Origin of the sequence: Anoxynatronum sibiricum, assembly GCF_039414295.1 — a bacterium.
Lineage (GTDB): Bacteria > Bacillota > Clostridia > Peptostreptococcales > Tindalliaceae > Anoxynatronum > Anoxynatronum sibiricum.
In genome coordinates, this window is record NZ_JBCITM010000001.1 from 13383 (window position 1) to 30483 (window position 17101).

Annotated in this window: 14 protein-coding genes and 1 riboswitch; of the genes, 13 read left to right on the forward strand and 1 reads right to left on the reverse strand. The window is 48.2% G+C overall.

Annotated features, from left to right (window positions below):
• Positions 1-32: 32 nt before the first annotated feature.
• Positions 33-114: riboswitch (cyclic di-GMP riboswitch) on the forward strand.
• Between the two features lie 64 nt (positions 115-178).
• Positions 179-1576, reverse strand: a complete 1398-nt coding sequence (locus tag AAIG11_RS00060) for a stalk domain-containing protein (RefSeq protein ID WP_343184238.1) — start codon at positions 1574-1576, stop codon at positions 179-181.
• Between the two features lie 99 nt (positions 1577-1675).
• On the opposite strand from AAIG11_RS00060, the gene AAIG11_RS00065 reads away from it, so the two are divergent.
• The 13 genes from AAIG11_RS00065 to AAIG11_RS00125 all read left to right on the forward strand — a co-directional run bounded on the left by AAIG11_RS00065 (position 1676) and on the right by AAIG11_RS00125 (position 17091).
• On the forward strand, positions 1676-4840 hold the full coding sequence (locus AAIG11_RS00065; RefSeq protein WP_343184239.1) for a hypothetical protein: 3165 nt from the start codon (positions 1676-1678) through the stop codon (positions 4838-4840).
• A 44-nt stretch (positions 4841-4884) separates the two neighbouring features.
• Positions 4885-5973 carry a HEAT repeat domain-containing protein gene (locus AAIG11_RS00070; RefSeq protein WP_343184240.1) on the forward strand — a complete coding sequence of 363 codons (1089 nt, stop codon included), beginning with the start codon at positions 4885-4887 and terminating at the stop codon, positions 5971-5973.
• Position 5974: 1 nt separating this feature from the next.
• Complete coding sequence (locus tag AAIG11_RS00075; RefSeq protein WP_343184589.1) at positions 5975-7363, forward strand: glycosyltransferase family 2 protein; 1389 nt, start codon at positions 5975-5977, stop codon at positions 7361-7363.
• A 36-nt stretch (positions 7364-7399) separates the two neighbouring features.
• Positions 7400-7843, forward strand: a complete 444-nt coding sequence (locus AAIG11_RS00080; RefSeq protein WP_343184241.1) for a ferritin family protein — start codon at positions 7400-7402, stop codon at positions 7841-7843.
• 230 nt (positions 7844-8073) lie between these two features.
• Positions 8074-9198, forward strand: coding sequence for an aminotransferase class I/II-fold pyridoxal phosphate-dependent enzyme (locus tag AAIG11_RS00085; RefSeq protein WP_343184242.1), 1125 nt, complete (start codon positions 8074-8076; stop codon positions 9196-9198).
• A 73-nt stretch (positions 9199-9271) separates the two neighbouring features.
• Entirely contained in the window at positions 9272-10258 is a 987-nt protein-coding gene (locus tag AAIG11_RS00090) for an ornithine cyclodeaminase family protein (protein ID WP_343184243.1), read from the forward strand.
• A gap of 24 nt (positions 10259-10282) precedes the next feature.
• Positions 10283-11764, forward strand: a complete 1482-nt coding sequence (locus AAIG11_RS00095) for an aminotransferase-like domain-containing protein (RefSeq protein ID WP_343184244.1) — start codon at positions 10283-10285, stop codon at positions 11762-11764.
• Between the two features lie 196 nt (positions 11765-11960).
• On the forward strand, positions 11961-12794 hold the full coding sequence (locus tag AAIG11_RS00100) for a MerR family transcriptional regulator (RefSeq protein ID WP_343184245.1): 834 nt from the start codon (positions 11961-11963) through the stop codon (positions 12792-12794).
• A gap of 298 nt (positions 12795-13092) precedes the next feature.
• Positions 13093-13494, forward strand: coding sequence for a 4Fe-4S dicluster domain-containing protein (locus AAIG11_RS00105; RefSeq protein WP_343184246.1), 402 nt, complete (start codon positions 13093-13095; stop codon positions 13492-13494).
• A 134-nt stretch (positions 13495-13628) separates the two neighbouring features.
• The gene (locus AAIG11_RS00110) at positions 13629-15491 is read left to right on the forward strand and encodes an aldehyde ferredoxin oxidoreductase family protein (RefSeq protein WP_343184247.1); all 1863 of its coding nucleotides are present in this window, start codon (positions 13629-13631) and stop codon (positions 15489-15491) included.
• Between the two features lie 4 nt (positions 15492-15495).
• Positions 15496-15783: a MoaD/ThiS family protein gene (locus AAIG11_RS00115; RefSeq protein ID WP_343184248.1), complete on the forward strand. Its 288-nt coding sequence runs from the start codon at positions 15496-15498 to the stop codon at positions 15781-15783.
• Between the two features lie 69 nt (positions 15784-15852).
• The gene (locus AAIG11_RS00120; RefSeq protein WP_343184249.1) at positions 15853-16071 is read left to right on the forward strand and encodes a biotin/lipoyl-binding carrier protein; all 219 of its coding nucleotides are present in this window, start codon (positions 15853-15855) and stop codon (positions 16069-16071) included.
• 33 nt (positions 16072-16104) lie between these two features.
• Positions 16105-17091 (forward strand): carboxyltransferase domain-containing protein, encoded by a 987-nt coding sequence (locus AAIG11_RS00125; protein WP_343184250.1) that lies wholly within the window; start codon positions 16105-16107, stop codon positions 17089-17091.
• Positions 17092-17101: the final 10 nt, after the last annotated feature.

Consider the following 17101-nt stretch of genomic DNA (forward strand, 5'->3'; position numbering starts at 1 on the left):
GAAAAAAATATTCAAAGGTAGATAAGACATTCAGATGATAGTGGCAAACTTACCGCAAGGTAAGGACGCAAAGCTACAGGGTCTTTTTTAAAAAAGAGATAGCCAGCTGCCTCAAGGGTGTCTTTTTGTGATTCCAACAGCAACTGATATTTAATTGGATAATAATGACAAGTCGGCGTCAGTAGCGTAACCATTCCACCCAAAGGTACTGGTCACGATCGGGAGGAGTTCCATCAAGCCAGCGGGGGTGCCAGGCATTAATCATGAGGTACATAGGCTCGTGGGAGTAACCATCGGTCCATGTCTGCATCAGTTGGTTATTGATATAGAAGGTCACTGCTTGGGGTGTGTAGTCGAAACGATATTGATGGAAAGATTCGGTGGGGTCAAAAGCTAAGGGGAAAACGACTTCTCTTCTGACTGCACCATCAGCATATGTGGTGAACATCACTTCTGAATCTTTGCGATTGTAGACTTCAATATCGATTTCATGGTCAAAATCAGGTGCTTGATAGAGAAAGAACCCAGTGATGGATGAAGGTGCATTGGGTAGCTTCATACTAGCTTCAAAAGAACCATAATGGAGCTTTTCTTGTGTTTGCAACTCTCCACCCTGCAATGAACTGCGGGGTAGGCGAATTTGGAGCATACCATTCTGTACCGTCACATTCTGAGGATTTAGTGAAGACCGGCCAAGCTGGCCGCTGCGGCTGAACCAGATTTTTGGATCCAAGGCATCGAAATTTTCCTGCTGGCGGTAGAGTCGGAATGCCTCTGGCTGCTGCCAGTGGTAGAGTCTCTGGGCATTTGGGCTGGAAGGATCTTTATCCCAGATTGCAAAGACGGAAGTATAAGGTCCAGACAACAGTTCATTAGGGGAGATGTGTTCATAGTCTATTTCTCTTAAAATGGTTTGGGTCTCTTGTGCAGCTAAAGATACGTTGACGGCCGGTATGTCAATCCACTGATGAAGCGGGTTCAGCAGGCTGTGGCCAAGCCAGACGACAGCCTCTTCATTCAGTGGGTTGGTTATGGTAATATGGGCTGAGGGAAGCGTGGGTAGTATATAAACAGCTTCTTCATAGACCACCGCTTCAATCACCGGGCCGGTGGTGATGGCGATTAATCGATAAACCGGGTCCCACTGAATGTCAGCACCCGTTGATTCGGCTACAAAGCGGAGAGGAACGAAGGTACGACCGTTAACAATGGTTGCAGGCGTATCCAGTGGGAGTTGAATACCGTTTATAGAGGCCCAGGGTTCACCTGGTACAAGAGTGATATGAGTGTCGGCATGGCGAATGGTGATTGTCTGGGTAGGCGCATGCCAGTCAACGGAAGCATTCATTGCTTCTGTTACTGCTCGAAGAGGCACCATGGTGCGGCCTGATGTGCTGATGAATGGAGCCGGCTCATATGGTGGCATCAGAACAGGCTGGAGGTTAACCTGAATGCTGGGAGCGTTCAACCCGGAACTCACCTCTGTCATAGATATCACAAGAATGCATATGAACCAGAGCAGGATGACTACCTGCAAAAGGGTAGAAATTGAACTGGTCTTTGTAAAGTTGAACATGGGAATCCCCCTTTGAAGAAAATAGGTGGTGGTATTCACTTACCACTTTTTCGACGGTTTCTAACAGGAAAAGGGAAGTGACAATGAGGGAGGTAGCGTATGCAACGAAAACGAATTGCGGCAACGTTTTTTTGTTTGTTGTTGTTGTTTTTTCTTCCCGTGATAGTGTGGTATGCGGGTGAAGCAAATGTATTGGATATTGTCATAATAGACAAGACGGTGCCTGATGCCAGCTACCGGGAGCATGAGTCTCTGGTATGGTTACTCCGCAATCAGAAGATTGTGAAGCCGGATACTGGAGGCATGTATGATAAACGGGTAGACTACTATGGTTATTTCCCTGAAAGAGAGTGGGAAAACAGGGTTAGATCATTGAAAACCCTTGAGAAGAGTGCTGACCTTATTTATATTGCGGATACATATGGGGTTTACCAGGCAGATCTTGATGGGGAGAATGTTTCTGGCGACCGTTCTGAGCTGGTATATGGTGGAATTACTAAAGAAGAGGTTGAGGTAATCCGCAAAGCAGCCTACGAAGGTGCTGTGGTGGTGGCAGAGTTCAACACATTCGGAAGCCCTACAGGTTATGAAGCCAGGGAGGCTTTGTATGATCTTCTGGGACTTCGTTGGACAGGCTGGATCAGCCGCTATTTTGACGATTTATCCCCAGGGGTAGAAGTGCCCGACTGGGCTGTGGCCAATTATCAGCAACAGCAACAACAGAACTGGTCTTATCAGGGGAGTGGATTTGTTTTCGTGGATGACCGGGATCGGGTGATTGTTCTGGAAGAAGCGGATGTGGAAGTCGGCGGCGTTTCTTTTCAATGGACAAAAGAAGGACAAGCCTTTGTGGGAACAGAGGAGACTCTGGCGTACAACTACTGGTTTGATATCATTGTGCCTGATAAAGCTGACTCGGTGTTGGCAGAATATGGGTTGCGGCTTTCTGAATCTGGTAGGAGCAAACTGGAGACAGAAGGCATTCCCTTGACATTTCCGGCAGTGATCCGCAATGGTACTGGCTTGTACACCACCTACTACTTTGCAGGTGACTTTGCAGACTACCCCGGTATGCCGCCTTTTTACAAAGTTGCTGGATGGACTGGGTTAATGGAACGGTTTTCACTGGGATTGGATAATCGTTTTTTTTGGCGTGGTTATGTACCACTGATGAAGCAAATACTTGCTGAAGTCAAGTTGCAGCCCCATGAGCGCCAACTTCCGGAAGGTGTTCAGTTGGTGCAGGACCGGCCGGTGTACCACGAGGATGGAACCAAAATGGTTTCACGCACGAAGGGTAGGTATCTGCAGATCTATGGAGATGGCCAATGGGAAGATTTTTTCGTGGAAGGCGTTAACTTGGGCATTGCTTTTCCCGGACGTTGGTTTACGGATTTTCCTACACAGGAATCTGTGTATATGGAATGGTTTGAAGACATTGGGGCCATGAATGCCAACAGTGTTCGTGTATATACTTTGATGCATCCCTCTTTCTACCGGGCGCTGCTGCGTTATAATGTGCAACATCCGGAAAATCCCCTCTGGTTGTTACAGGAAATTTGGCCGGAAGAACACCCGCAAGAAAATGATTACCTGAGAGAAGCGTATATAGAGGCGTTCTATAAGGAAATAGAATATGTGGTGGATGCAGTGCACGGCAATGTTCAAATTCCTGAGAGGCGGGGGAGGGCTTACGGCGATTATGATGCTGATGTGTCATCGTATATACTGGGATATTTGGTCGGCAGGGAACTGGAACCAGAAGAGGTGGCGGCAACGGATAAAAACAATGATATCACTCGTTTCAGTGGAGACTATTTACGTATTGAACAGGGTAGCCCGACAGAAGTCTGGCTGGCCAAAAGCTGTGAACACGTCATGGCTTACCAGGAATCCATCTATGGATGGCAGCATCCAGTTGCCATTGTCAGCTGGCCGACGCTGGATGTGATGGAACATGACGCAGAGTGGAACGAAGAAGGAGACAAGCGGTTGGAATATAATGACTGGGTGTCCATCGATATCCGCCATTTTCTCTCGGGTGATCGGATGAAAGCTGGATTATTCGGTGCGTATCACATCTATCCCAATTACCCTGACTTTATGAACAATACACTGGAGTATGCAGCGTATACTGATGACGAGGGCGTTTTTCGCTATGGTGGGTATTTAAAGCATTTCATGGAACATCACCAGGCCTATCCTGCTCTGGTGGCAGAGTTCGGCTTGGCTACGGGCATGGGCAATGCTCATGAAAGCCCAGATGGATACCACCACGGGGCAATGACAGAAGTTGAGCAGGGTGAAGGCATTATTCGAATGTTTGAAACCATTAGGCGTGAAGGGTATGCCGGAGGGGTTATTTTTGCCTGGATGGATGAGTGGGCAAAAAAGACATGGACAACAGAACCTTTTATGATTCCATATGAACACAATGTATTCTGGCACAATGCCATTGATCCGGAGCAAAACTATGGCATTGTTGCCATGGAGCCCATACATCCCAGTGATCCTCAACAGGTTGTCGTTGGCAATGGAATGATACAGCGGATGGAAATGGCAGGAAATGAGGCGTTTTTTTACCTAAGTATTTTTTTTGATAGAAAAGTGGATTTGAAGGACCAACAGTTGCTGATCGGATTGGATACTTATGATGCTGAAAAAGGGACCAGACGTTACCGGGAAGATATTTCCCTGCAGGCTCCCTCGGGCATGGAGTTCATGATTCAGCTGGATCAACTTCAGGGAAAGCTGATGGTGATTCCATCCTATAACATTGATCGGTATCAGTTTGCTTCAGTAATGGATAGTGAAGGGCCCTTTGAAACCATCAACCCCATTATCAACAGCTGGCGGATGACTAAAGATGGCAGGTTGATTGAAGAAATACGTGAAGAGGCCAGTCTGTTGAATCAAGGCCCTTGGGAGGGAAAACCCAATCACTGGTATCGGGAAGAAAATGCCATTTACCTGCGTGTTCCCTGGGGGCGCCTTCTTGTAACAGACCCAACCACGTACCAAGTGATCCACGATTCTAGGACTTTTTATGACTATGCAGCCAGAGACGAGTTTCAAACAGTTGAAACAGAGGGATTCAGGGTGACGGTCTTGCTGGTTGAAAAAGATGGTTTGGTGATAGACCACTTACCAAACTCTTTTAGGATGCCTATAGAACCTTTTCGCTGGGATTCATGGAAAGAGCCTCGGTACCAAAAACGGTTTAAGGCAAGTTATGAGATTTTGCAGGAATACTTGGAGCGTTGAGATGTTCCTTGTTGAAAGGGGTCATGAAAGTGGACCGATATGTCATGTGGGTAACTTTGATTGTGATCTATCTTTTAGTGCTGGTCAATGGATTGTTGGTGCTCACGACAGTTGAGCTGAAACTCAGTGACCGGCGAAGGTATAAAAAATATCAACAAATGTATCAGAGAATGCTGCCCCAACTGCAGGCATATGTGAATAATCAGGTGCAGGATACAAAAACCATTATGTATGATGGTGATGAGATGAAAACCCAGGTAATGTTGGAGTTGCTCCAGGGATCAGTGAAGCTTGACCCAATACAGATGAGGCAGGTCTGTGAGGCACTGGGATATGTGGAGGGTGTACTGAGAAAAACGAAGGACCATGCCTTGGAGATGAAGCATGTAAAACAGTTGGGGGTAATGCGATCACCAAAGGCTTTTGAAGTGTTGATGAGCCAGATACAAAGTGAAGACTTTGAAATGATGTATCAGTCTTGCTATGCCATTTCACTGCTGCCACTGGAAGATACCCAAGTGAAGGGTTATGTGGAAAAACTGTTGGCTGCAGATATAATGAGGGATCGGACGATCGAAATGCTAAACAACCTGTCCTTGGAAACTTCAGTTTACTGGCGATTTCTTGAAAAAGCAGAAACCGAACTGGAAAGAGTGATATTTATGAGGGTCCTTGAAAACAGACTGGATGCGGCGGATGATGAAATTATCCATCGCATCTTGGCCGCGATGGAAGATGAGGCGTGTTCTAAGGAAGTGCGCATAGCCTCAGTAGTGGCCATTGGATCCTCGAAAGCTTCTTATGTGTTGCCCCGTTTATTGGAACGATATTTGAAAGAAGAAGCCTGGGAGGTGCGGGCGGCTATTGCAAAGGCGATGCACCATTTTTCAGTTGATGAGTCAAACAAACTGATTGGACTGCTGAAACAAATGCTCTATGATTCCAGCTGGTGGGTACGCTTTAATGCAGCAGAGGTGCTGGCCCGGAAGGGTCTTGTGGGCATTGATGCTCTGGTGGATATTTCTCTCAATAACCAAGATCAACATGCAGCCGATTTAGCATATTACATTCTTGATGCCAACCAGTCGGTATACCAAACCATTCAGAAGACGGAGGTGGAGGAAGTTGAGTGACGTGATCAGCAAAACCATTGTCATTTACAGCATGCTCCTCTTTGGCTATTTTCTATTGGTGAACGGTTTGTATATCAGCCTCATAGGGTACTCGTGGCAAAGGCTTCGCACTTTTGTCAAAATCATTCAATCGGATATGACGCTGGTCAGCGGGTATACGAAGCCCATTTCATTGCTGGTGCCTGCCTATAATGAAGAAGCCACTATCATTGACAACATTCAATCTCTACTAAACCTGGACTACCCCCAATATGAAGTCTTAGTGGTGAATGACGGTTCCAGTGATGATACGCTGAAGCAAGTGATCCAGCATTATAAGCTGAGAAGAATTGACGTAGAGATTAACATGGCTGTTCCCTGCAATGAAATTCGGGGGGTGTATTCTTCTTTTGAACTGCCGGAGCTGGTGCTGGTGGATAAGGTGAATGGTGGAAAATCGGATGCGCTGAATGCTGGGATCAATGTATCCCGCTACCCTCTTTTTTGTGCGATTGACGCAGACAGTGTCATTGAAAAAGATGCCCTTTTTCGTTTGGTGAAACCATTTTTAAAATATCCAGAAACGGTTGCTGTGGGGGGGATTGTCCGCATAGCAAATGGGTGCCGCATTGAAAATGGCGTTGTTAAACAAGCGGCGATTCCCCGAAAGCTGATTGAAAAGTTTCAAACAGTGGAGTATTATCGTGCTTTTCTCACAAGTCGCGTCGGCTGGCAGGAAATGAACGCCCTTCTGATTATTTCCGGTGCTTTTGGACTTTTCAGTAAATCAGCCGTTGTAGATGTGGGCGGGTATGAAAAAACCATTGGTGAAGACATGGAACTGACTGTTCGGATGCATGAGCGCTATCGCAGAGAGAAAAAATCGTATCGAGTTGATTTTGCATCAGATGCAGTGTGCTGGACACAGGCGCCAGACAACCTGAAAAGCTTGAGAATTCAGCGGGTGAGGTGGCATAGAGGGTTGGCGGATGCACTGATCAAACATCGGGTGATGCTGTTCAACCCCAAGTATGGAACTGTGGGTATGCTGGCAATGCCTTACTTTTTCTTTGTGGAGCTGCTTGGTCCTGTGATAGAATTCATCGGTTACTTAGTGCTGGCCCTGGCACTCTATCAGGGGACTTATTCCATGGTGATGGTATACATATTTGTCATGGCGTATTTATTTGGGCTTTTCTTCTCTTTTTCCGGCATATTTTTTGAAGAGGTGGCGTACCGGAGGTATAAGTGGGTCAGCAGTGTGGTTACTTTATTTGGAATTAGCCTGCTGGAGCAAATTGTCTACCGACAGCTGACGGTAGTGTGGCGAGTCAGTTCTTTTTTCAACTATCGGAAAGGAAGCAAACAGTGGGGGAACATAGAACGCAGAAGGTTTAATGAAAAGACATAAATGGTCCTGCATGAAGCTGAAAAGGAGGATGTGGAGATGACTTTACAAACGGTACTTGATGCACTGGTGACGTCAGAATATGATGCTGGAGCAGTTTATGAGATCATTGCAAGCCGGAACGAGGGTGACGTGGCAAGCACCTCCTTGGTTTTTGCTGAACAAGAAAGGCAGCATGCTCAGCGCATCAAGTCTTTGATTGAACATAGGGGTGATCTGAATCAGCAGGTGAGTGATGAAGTAGGCCAGCGGCTGATGATCTACCTGAAAGAAAGTGACTCAAAAATCGAAGCAGCTGCTGCCTCACGGAAGCAGTTATTTCGGCATGCACTGAAAATGGAAAAAGACAGCATTGCACTTTATCAGGCAATTGCCAAACTGTTTGAACTGGGATCTGTCGGAAGAAGGCAATTTGAAGACTTGGTTAAAGAAGAGCAAACCCATATGTATTTTGTCCTTAAGCAGCTTCATGATATGGAATAGGCAAACATCCCTGAGAGAGGGAGCAAAGGAAAGATGGATTTCTTGTCATGGAGGATTTCAGCTGCTGTCTTTTTTGACAGAAGCTCACCATTGGCTGGATCATATTGGTTGGATCTTAAGAAAAGAAATGGTTGGAGACACCGGTGCGCTAATATGATAAAAAGAAACAGAGAGGTTATGCAATAGATGCCAAAAGACAGGTCTTGCCATGAAAAAGGGGGAGTCATCCAATGAATATCAACGATTTTAAACTGGAATGCTATTTTGGAAAATATGAGTTTACCGCACCTTATCTGCTGACCCAGTCAGACTGTGAATCCATGTCAACAAAGGCACTGCTGGCATTGGAGCCTGGTGCAGAGGAAGCCTTTTTAAACCAGTGGCTGGGGTACACGGAAACCTGGGGAGATCCTGAGCTGCGAAACCTGATTGCTGCCCTTTATCAGAATATGACGGCAGCGGATGTGCTGGCATTCCATGGCGCCCAAGAAGCCATTTTCGGGTACATGAACGTGATGCTGGAGGAAGGGGATCACATGATCGCCATGTTTCCCAATTACCAGTCTGCCTACGAGGTGGCCAATTCTATTCCAAACTGCGAGTGCTCCAAATGGTATATTCGAGATAATGGCACCGGGTGGGTGATGGATTTTGATGAGCTGGAAGCCTTGATCAAGCCCAACACAAAGCTTATTGCGGTCACTTCTCCCAATAACCCGACAGGCTATACCTTTACCAACGATGAAATCAAGCGGCTGTGTGCTATCTGTGAAAAGCACGACATTTACCTGTTCGCTGACGAAGTATACAAAGGGCTGGAGCTGGAGGGGGAAAAGCGGGACTGGATGGCAGATCATTATGCCAAATGCGTCTCCTTGGGAGTCATGTCCAAGGCTTACGGCCTTGCTGGTCTTCGGGTGGGATGGTTGGTGTCAAAGGATCACGAGACGCTGGAAAAAGTGGTGAAGTTTAAGCACTACATGAGCATTTGCAATTCTGCCCCTTCAGAGTTTCTGGCAAAAGTGGCACTGAAGCACGGCGAAGTATTGCTGGAGCGGAACCGACAGATCATCAGGGATAATATGAAAGTGGTGGATGCCTTCTTCCACAGATATCCCCAACTCTTTGAGAAAAAACCCATTACCTGCGGGCCCGTTGCCTATCATAAGCTTCTTTTGGACATGCCGGTGAAGACGTTTTGCCAGATGGCCGTTGACAGGAAGGGTGTGCTCCTGCTGCCTTCAGAGATTTACGATATGGAAGACCAGTATTTTCGAATGGGGTATGGCCGCAAAAATGTGCCGGAAAGCTTGGCAAAGTTTGAAGAGTTCCTCATTGAGGAAAAATTGGTATAAGCATTGAAGACTGCGGCAAATAAGGTCAGAGGGTGACTTTATTTGCCGCATCAATATTTGAGGAGGCGGTTGCTTGAAAACCTTATTGCTGAGTATGGAAGACGTTCAGAAAGCATTATCCATGAAAGAAGTGATAGATGTCGTCGAAGAAGGTTATCTGGCTTTCCACAGGGGAAAGGTGAGACAGCCGGAAATTGTTTCCATTGAAATGCCGGAAAACAACGGGGAGACAGATATTAAATCATGTTATAATGAGCTGAATGAACGCATTTCGGTGAAGGTGGCCTCAGGGTTCTATAATAATGGGAAAAATAACAACTTGCCCACCATGATGGGCACCATTTTACTCTATGACGGCACCAACGGGGCCCTTCTCTGTGTCATGGACGGGAGCCTGATCACAGGTATTCGAACAGGTGCGGCAGGTGCTATTTCATCCAAACTTCTGGCACGCAAGGATGCTGCCACCGTTGCTGTTTTTGGTGCCGGGGGGCAGGCCAGAATGCAGGTGGAGGGGTTATGCCACGTGATGAACCTGCGGGAAGTCCGGGTTTTCAGTGAAAACCGGGATGAACTGACGGGCTACCAAAAAGAGATGGAGCAACAAACAGCTGCCAGAGTGGTTGTCTGCAACAATCCTGAAGAAACCATGGCGGGATCGGATATTGTCATTACCACCACACCGGCAAAGACGCCGTATATCCATCAATCCCTTGTCAAACCAGGCATGCATATTGTGGCCGTGGGAGCCGATATGGCAGGCAAGAATGAGTTGGACCCGGCCATCTTTAGAGGGGCTAAAATTGTCAATGACAGTATTGCCCAGTGTGTGTCCCGAGGTGAAACCAGAAATGCGCTGATGGCTGGAGTGATGACGGAATCAGACATACACGGGGAAATTGGCCAGCTTTTGGCAGGCGAGAAGGCATTGCGGGAATGTGAAAATGAAATAACCATTTTTGATACCACTGGAATGGGCATCCAGGATAATGTAACGGCAGTGATGGTCTATGAAAGAGCGCTCCAAAAAGGGCTTGGGAGCGTTTTTCAGTTTATGTGATGCGTGTGATATGGGAGAGAGATCATGGCGGGCTATTCAACATCAACAAGAGTGGTTGAACTGAGCTGGAAGCCGGACAAGGAAAGCAAAATTCCGGCTTACAGGCAAATCATTGATTATATGAGCACCAAGATCTCCAAGGGTGACTGGACCATTGGCAGTGTCTTGCCGTCACAGCGGGCAATGGCTCGCATCTTTGGCGTTAATCGCAGTACGGTGGTCATGGCACTGCAGGAACTGGAGTCATTTGGGATTATAAAGGGTGAAGTGGGCAAAGGAACACAAGTGATCAGTAACACCTGGTCGTTGCTGATGTCGGCTTCCACGCCAGACTGGAGCCAGTACTTACGATCAGGGCTTTTCAAGGAAAACATACCCACCATTCGCATGATTAACAAGATGGAGTTTGAAGAAGGCATCCTCCGTCTGGGAACGGGAGAACTGTCTCCCCGACTTTACCCGGATCAAATGATGGAAAAAGTGTTCAGCAGGCTTCCCCACGCCATTTCCTCGCTCAACTATGTGGAGCCGTTGGGGTTATTGGAGTTGCGAGAAGTGATCTGTGAAAAGCTGAAGCAAAAGGGGATTCACTGCAAGCCAACCAACGTGCTGATTACTTCAGGGTCTCTACAGGCACTGCAGCTCATCTCAGTATCCATGCTGCACCAGGGATCTTCCATCTTTACAGAAGCACCTTCCTACATCAAATCGCTTCAGGTATTTCAATCAGCAGGAATGCGGCTCTTGGGAGTACCCATGGACAGGGAGGGGATTCAGTACTGGAAGATTGCTTCGGAACGAACAGGCAGGGAAGAAGCCCTGTTGTACACCATCCCCACTTTTCACAATCCCACCGGATATGTGATGTCGCCCAGAAGAAGAAAAGAACTGTTCAACTTCTGTACAGACACCCGCCTTCCCATCATCGAAGATGACGCTTATGGAGATCTCTGGATTGATGAAGCGCCTCCCCTGCCACTGAAAAGCATGGACAAAAATGGCATGATCCTTTATGTGGGCACCATTTCCAAAAGCCTGTTTCCGGGGCTGAGGGTTGGATGGATGGTTGGCTCTGAATCTGTGGTGGACCGGTTAGGGGATGTGAAAATGCAAATGGATTATGGTGCCAGTTCAGTCTCCCAATGGATCTTGAAAGAGATTTTGTCAAGCGATGTGTACGATCGATACATGAACACCACTCGAAGCGCTTTGAAAAAGCGTCGAGACACCATGCTGACGGCACTGGAAACGTACTTCAGAGAGCTGGCTGATTGGGAGACACCCAAAGGTGGATTTTATATTTGGTTGACTTTGCGAAATCATATTAGTGTTGATAAGTTGTTTCGACAGGCTTTACAAGAAAAAATCCTGCTGAATCCCGGCAGTATTTATGATTTTAAAAGAAGCAACACACTTAGACTCTCTTATGCATATGTGGATGAAGATAAGATGATGGTGAGTGTGGGGAGGCTGGCAGCCATTGTGGCAACCTGCAGCATTGAATAGAATTCGGAGAAATAACACGCATGGAAACGATAGTGACCATCATCAATAACAACAGATTTATGTACACTTCACTCAAGGTGATAAATAATTGATATAATCAGAACAGGGATGATGGAAGGTCATTTGCCATGGTGTATAAGGGCAGGACAGGTAATGCAGCTTGCTCTCGGGTGTGGGTGAAGGGAGGTTGGACGCATTGAACCGGCTGCGCATTGGTGAAATGGCAAAAATGAACTGTGTCACGGTTCAAACCCTGCGGCATTATGACCAGATTGGCCTGCTGGAACCTGCCCATGTGGATGAAGAAACAGGGTACCGGTACTATGATATTCGCCAGAGTGCCAAACTGGATTTGATTCAGTATTTCAAGAGCATGGGCATGTCACTGGATAAAATCAAAGAGAAATTTGACAAGAAAGATGCCATGGTCATTCGGGAAACCCTGCGAGAGCATCAGTCCTGGCTGGAAGAGCAAATACAGGATTATCAGCTGAAGCACAGAGCGGCGGAAAGATGTGTCCATAATCTTGACCGTTATCTGAGAGCGTCCCAAAAGGGTGCCATCAACTTGCAGCACATTCCCGATCGAAAAATTTTCTGCCATGACAGCGGTATTGACCTGTACTCCAACACACTGGATACCTATGAAATAATGATTCGGCAGCTGAAGCAACAGGCGATCCTGCAGCATGTGCCCATGGTCTACTTTTGTAATGTGGGTACCGTTGTTCGGTACGAAGACCTGATGGCAGACCGTTTTGTTTCAACAGAAACCTTCCTGTTCATGGACGATGGACTGATTCCCGGTGAGTTGCTGGAAACCGTGGCAGGTGGTCATTACCTGTGTGCCTATTGCTATGCCTTCGAAGAAGAATGGGATTGTGCCCAGCGGCTTTTTCAGGCGGTAAAAGAGCAGGGATATGCCATTGATGGCCATTACCTGTGTGAAGTGGTGACGGAACTGCCGTTGTTTCGTCAGGAGGAGCGGAATATGTTTATTAAATTGCAAATTAAGGTAAAAACCCCTTGACTCTATGGTTACCATAGACTTTATAATCTGAATATAGAGAAAAGTATATCGTTAATCACGGTGATCAGGAATTCCGATTTCGAACGGCTCCTGTAGTGGTTCGAAACGATAGGGTCGCAAAAGTGATTTTGCTGCCTGCCATGGTGCAAAGGAATTCATTCATCACACTTCATTTTTGGGTGTGTATGGGTGAATTTTTTTTATCCCTTGCTTTAACAGGGATGACCTGGCCCGTGGAAACCCAGAAGAATGGAAGGAGGTGGGCCCGGCAGGATTGAAAAATCCGCCGGGAAAGCGTATGGCAGAGAAAATGGTAGGTCTGAAGGAAAAATGTGTGGGATGTAGGATGTGTGAGTTGGCCTGTTCCTTGAACCTGGAGACAGTTTTCAATCCTAAACTATCCAGGGTTCAGGTGGAGCGGGGAGGAAATGCCTTGGATTTGCCCCATATTTGCTTCCAGTGTGACGACGCTCCCTGTGCGGCGGCATGTCCTGTGGAAGCCATCACCATGGATGAAGTAACGGGCATCTGGCACATTGACAGAGACACCTGTACCGCTTGCGGCCTTTGTGTGGATGCCTGTCCCTACGGCGCCATGTTCATGGAGCCGGAAGGGGCTTATGCCCTGAAATGTGAAGTGTGTGAAGGCCAGTATTGCAAAACTATTTGTCCCAGTGAGGCCATTGTTCACCAGGCATAAACAGGATTCTGAGCTTCTGGTAAAGTGTTAACGCCATCAGATGGTTTGAATGGGTTATCCATCATCGGATAAACCTGGTTCGCAGCAAAAATGAGTCAAACATGACCAGTATAATTTGAAAGGAGTGGCGTTTCATGCGAGGCGGTTACACAGGAAAATATCTGGACATTAACCTGACCACAGGTCAGATTGAAAAAAAAGAAGTGGACGAAAAAATGATTCAGGAGTATGTGGGTGGCGGTGGTTTCAGTGCCCGCATACTTTGGGACGAGACCAGTCAATCCACAGACCCTCTGGGCCCGGAAAGCCCGTTGATCATTATGACAGGCCCCCTCACCGGTACATTGGCTCCCACCGGCAACTGTTGGTACGTTGGTTTTAAAGCACCCACCACCGGCATTTATGGTGAAGGTCGTGGCGGCGGTTATTGGGGCCCGGAACTAAAATATGCAGGATATGATTACATGATCATTCGCGGCAAAGCGGAAAAACCGGTATACCTGAACATTCATAACGATCAGGTGAGCCTGGAGGATGCTGCCCACCTGTGGGGCAAGGATTTCTTCGACACCACTTATGCCCTGGAAGAAGCCCATCCAGGGGCCAAGGTCATGGGAATAGGCCCGGCGGGCGAGAATCTGGTAAAAAGTGCCATCATCATGAGTGATTTGTACCGGGCCGGCGGCCGTGGCGGTGCAGGAGCTGTCATGGGAGCCAAGAACTTAAAGGCCATTGCAGTATACGGAAGTAAAGGAGTGCAGGTGGCAGACCCTGAAGGCTTTAAGGAAATACTGGAAGAAGTGAATAAGGTGATTTACGAACATCCTGCCACAGCCCAGCTGCTGCCCAACTACGGCACAGCCTCTTTGGTGAACGGCATGAACGCTTTCGGGGCACTGCCCACCCGCAACCACCGCAGCGGCACCTTTGAAGGAGCGGAAAAAATCAGCGGGGAAGCCATGGCAGAAAGCATTCTGGTGAAAACCCGCAGCTGTTTTGCTTGTAACATTAAATGCACCCGGTACACCAAGGTGGACAAAGGCGAATATGCCGGGGTGGAGAGTGAAGGGCCTGAGTACGAAACCGTCAACGCTTTTGGATCAAGATGTGGAGTCGACAACCTGGAGGCCATTGCCATGGCCAACATGAATGCCAATCGATTAGGGTTGGATACCATTTCTGCCGGCACCATGATCGCCTTTGCCATGGAATTGTTTGAAGAAGGCATTTTGACCAAGGAAGAATGCAATGGGCTGGACCTGACATTTGGCAACCACCAGGCCATGAACACCCTGTTGCAGGACCTGGCCCATCGAAAAGGCCTGGGAGACACCCTGGCAGAAGGCGTGCGGGCAGCAGCGAAGAAAATTGGCAAAGGTGCTGAAAAGTATGCCATGCATGTGAAAGGCCTTGAACTCACCGCCACAGAACTGCGGGCCGCCCAAGACTCTGGTTTGGGCCACGCCATTGCCAACCGGGGCGGCGACCATCTGCGTCCCTGGTCACCTGCTTTCACCCTCTTTGGATTTGGCCAGGCAGAAATCGATTTAAGCGGCACCCCAGATCCCATCGTACCGGAAGACAAAGCTCGGGTGGTTAAAGCCATGGAAAAAGCCGCCATCTTCACTGACCTCAATGGCATGTGCAAGTTCACGGTGTTGTGCAATACCTTGTCACCCGCCCAGTTGGCCCGGTTGACCGAAACCGTTACCGGCCTGCCTATGGATGTGGCCCGGTTGGAAGAAACTGTGGACCGTGCCCTGACCCTGCAACGGGCCCTGAACCTGTACCGCTACGGAATGGACCCCAGCCTGGACACCCTGCCCGACCGGTTTACCAAAGACCCGGCTCCTGACGGTCCGGCAAAAGGCAAGGTGTGTGAACTGCCCTTCATGCTGCAGGATTACTATGAAAAATCAGGGTGGGACACCAAGGGATACCCCACTGATGAGCGCTATGACACATTGGGCCTGGCTTTTGTGAAAGAGCAGCGGTAGTGGGATGACCATCACCGTTAAAGTGCTGGGACCCCTGATTAACATTGTGGGCAGTGCCACCTTTACTCTGGACGTGAAACCAGGCACCACGGTCAGGGAGATGCTGCAACAGGTTTTCAGCATCTATGGTGACACCATGAAAGCCCAGGTGATGAACGAAGCGGGCACAGACCTGGCACCTTATTATAAGATTCTGATCAACGGCCGTAATTCAAAGTTGATGCATTACATGGACACAGTGCTGGCAGAAGACCAGGTGGTGCACATCATGCCGCCGGTGGCTGGCGGATAACCTGGGGATGACCAATGGCTGCCAGTGGAAATAACTCCCTGGCAGCCTTAAAAGAAAGGAGAATGGCCCATGGATTTGAGACAAATTGAAGCACCACTGCCTGGAACCATCTGGAAAGTGGAAGTGGAAGTGGGAGCACAGGTGAAGGAAGGTGACACGGTATTGATTTTGGAAGCCATGAAAATGGAGAATGAAATCATGGCTGAAGTGGATGGAACGGTGAAAGAGATTCGGGTGAAAAAGGGAGACGCTGTTCAGGCCGGCGATGTGTTGGTTGTGCTGGAATAGTGGCGAATGGATGGACAGAACAGGAGGTTGTTCATGAAACCCCAAGGCTATGAAACGATGATAGATACCCTGCCCCAGGACAATGACAGGAAAGAAGTTTTGTTCCGTCAGGCGGGAGATGGTTTTTTGCAGGTGGAATACGGCCATGAGCAAGTATTGTATGTACCTGACTCCTTCCGCATGCTGGCGGTTGACAGCGCCATTAAAGAAAAACATGTCAAAGGTCTCATTGAGACGGTACCGGGCCTGCGCACCAATATGTTTCATTTTGACCCTTTAGAAATCACCGCACAGGAACTGATTGAAGTGATCAAAGAAACGGAAGAATCCTTTAAAGGCATTGACGATGTGGTGGTTGAATCCCGGTTGATCAACCTGCCCATCGCCTTTGAAGACAGCGAGACGAAAAAAGCCGTGGAAAAGTATGCCCAGAGCATTCGACCTGACGCCCCCAACATCATTGACGGGTATAACCTGGAATACATTGCTCTGTGCAATGGGGTGACCAAAGAAGAAGTGAAGAAGATGCTGTTGGGAACAGAATGGTTTAACAGCGGCTGTGGCTTTTGGCCGGGAGGCGGTTTTTTCTGGCCCCTGGACCCCCGGTGCGCCCTGGTGGTTCCCAAATACAACCCGCCCCGTACATGGACACCGGAAGGTTCTGTGGGCATCGGCGGCCCCTGTGTTTTCACATACACCACGGCCACCGGCGGCGGGTACCAGCTGTTTGGACGCACCATTCCCACCTTCCAGTTTGCCATGAAGCACCCCCAGTTTAAGGAGGGGCCATTCCTCTATCGAAACGCTGACCGCATTCGGTTTTACGAAGCCACAGAGCAGGAAGTTCTGGGCATTTTCGAACATGTTCACGATAAAACCGATTACCGGTACGACATTGAAGAAGGCAGTATTGTGGTGAAAGACTATATTGAATGGCTGAACCGGGAGGACATCAAGAGTGAAACAGAAGCTTACCTGAAAAAACAGGCAGAAGGTGCTGCCACAGCTCCCAAACTGTAGAGGGGCTGCG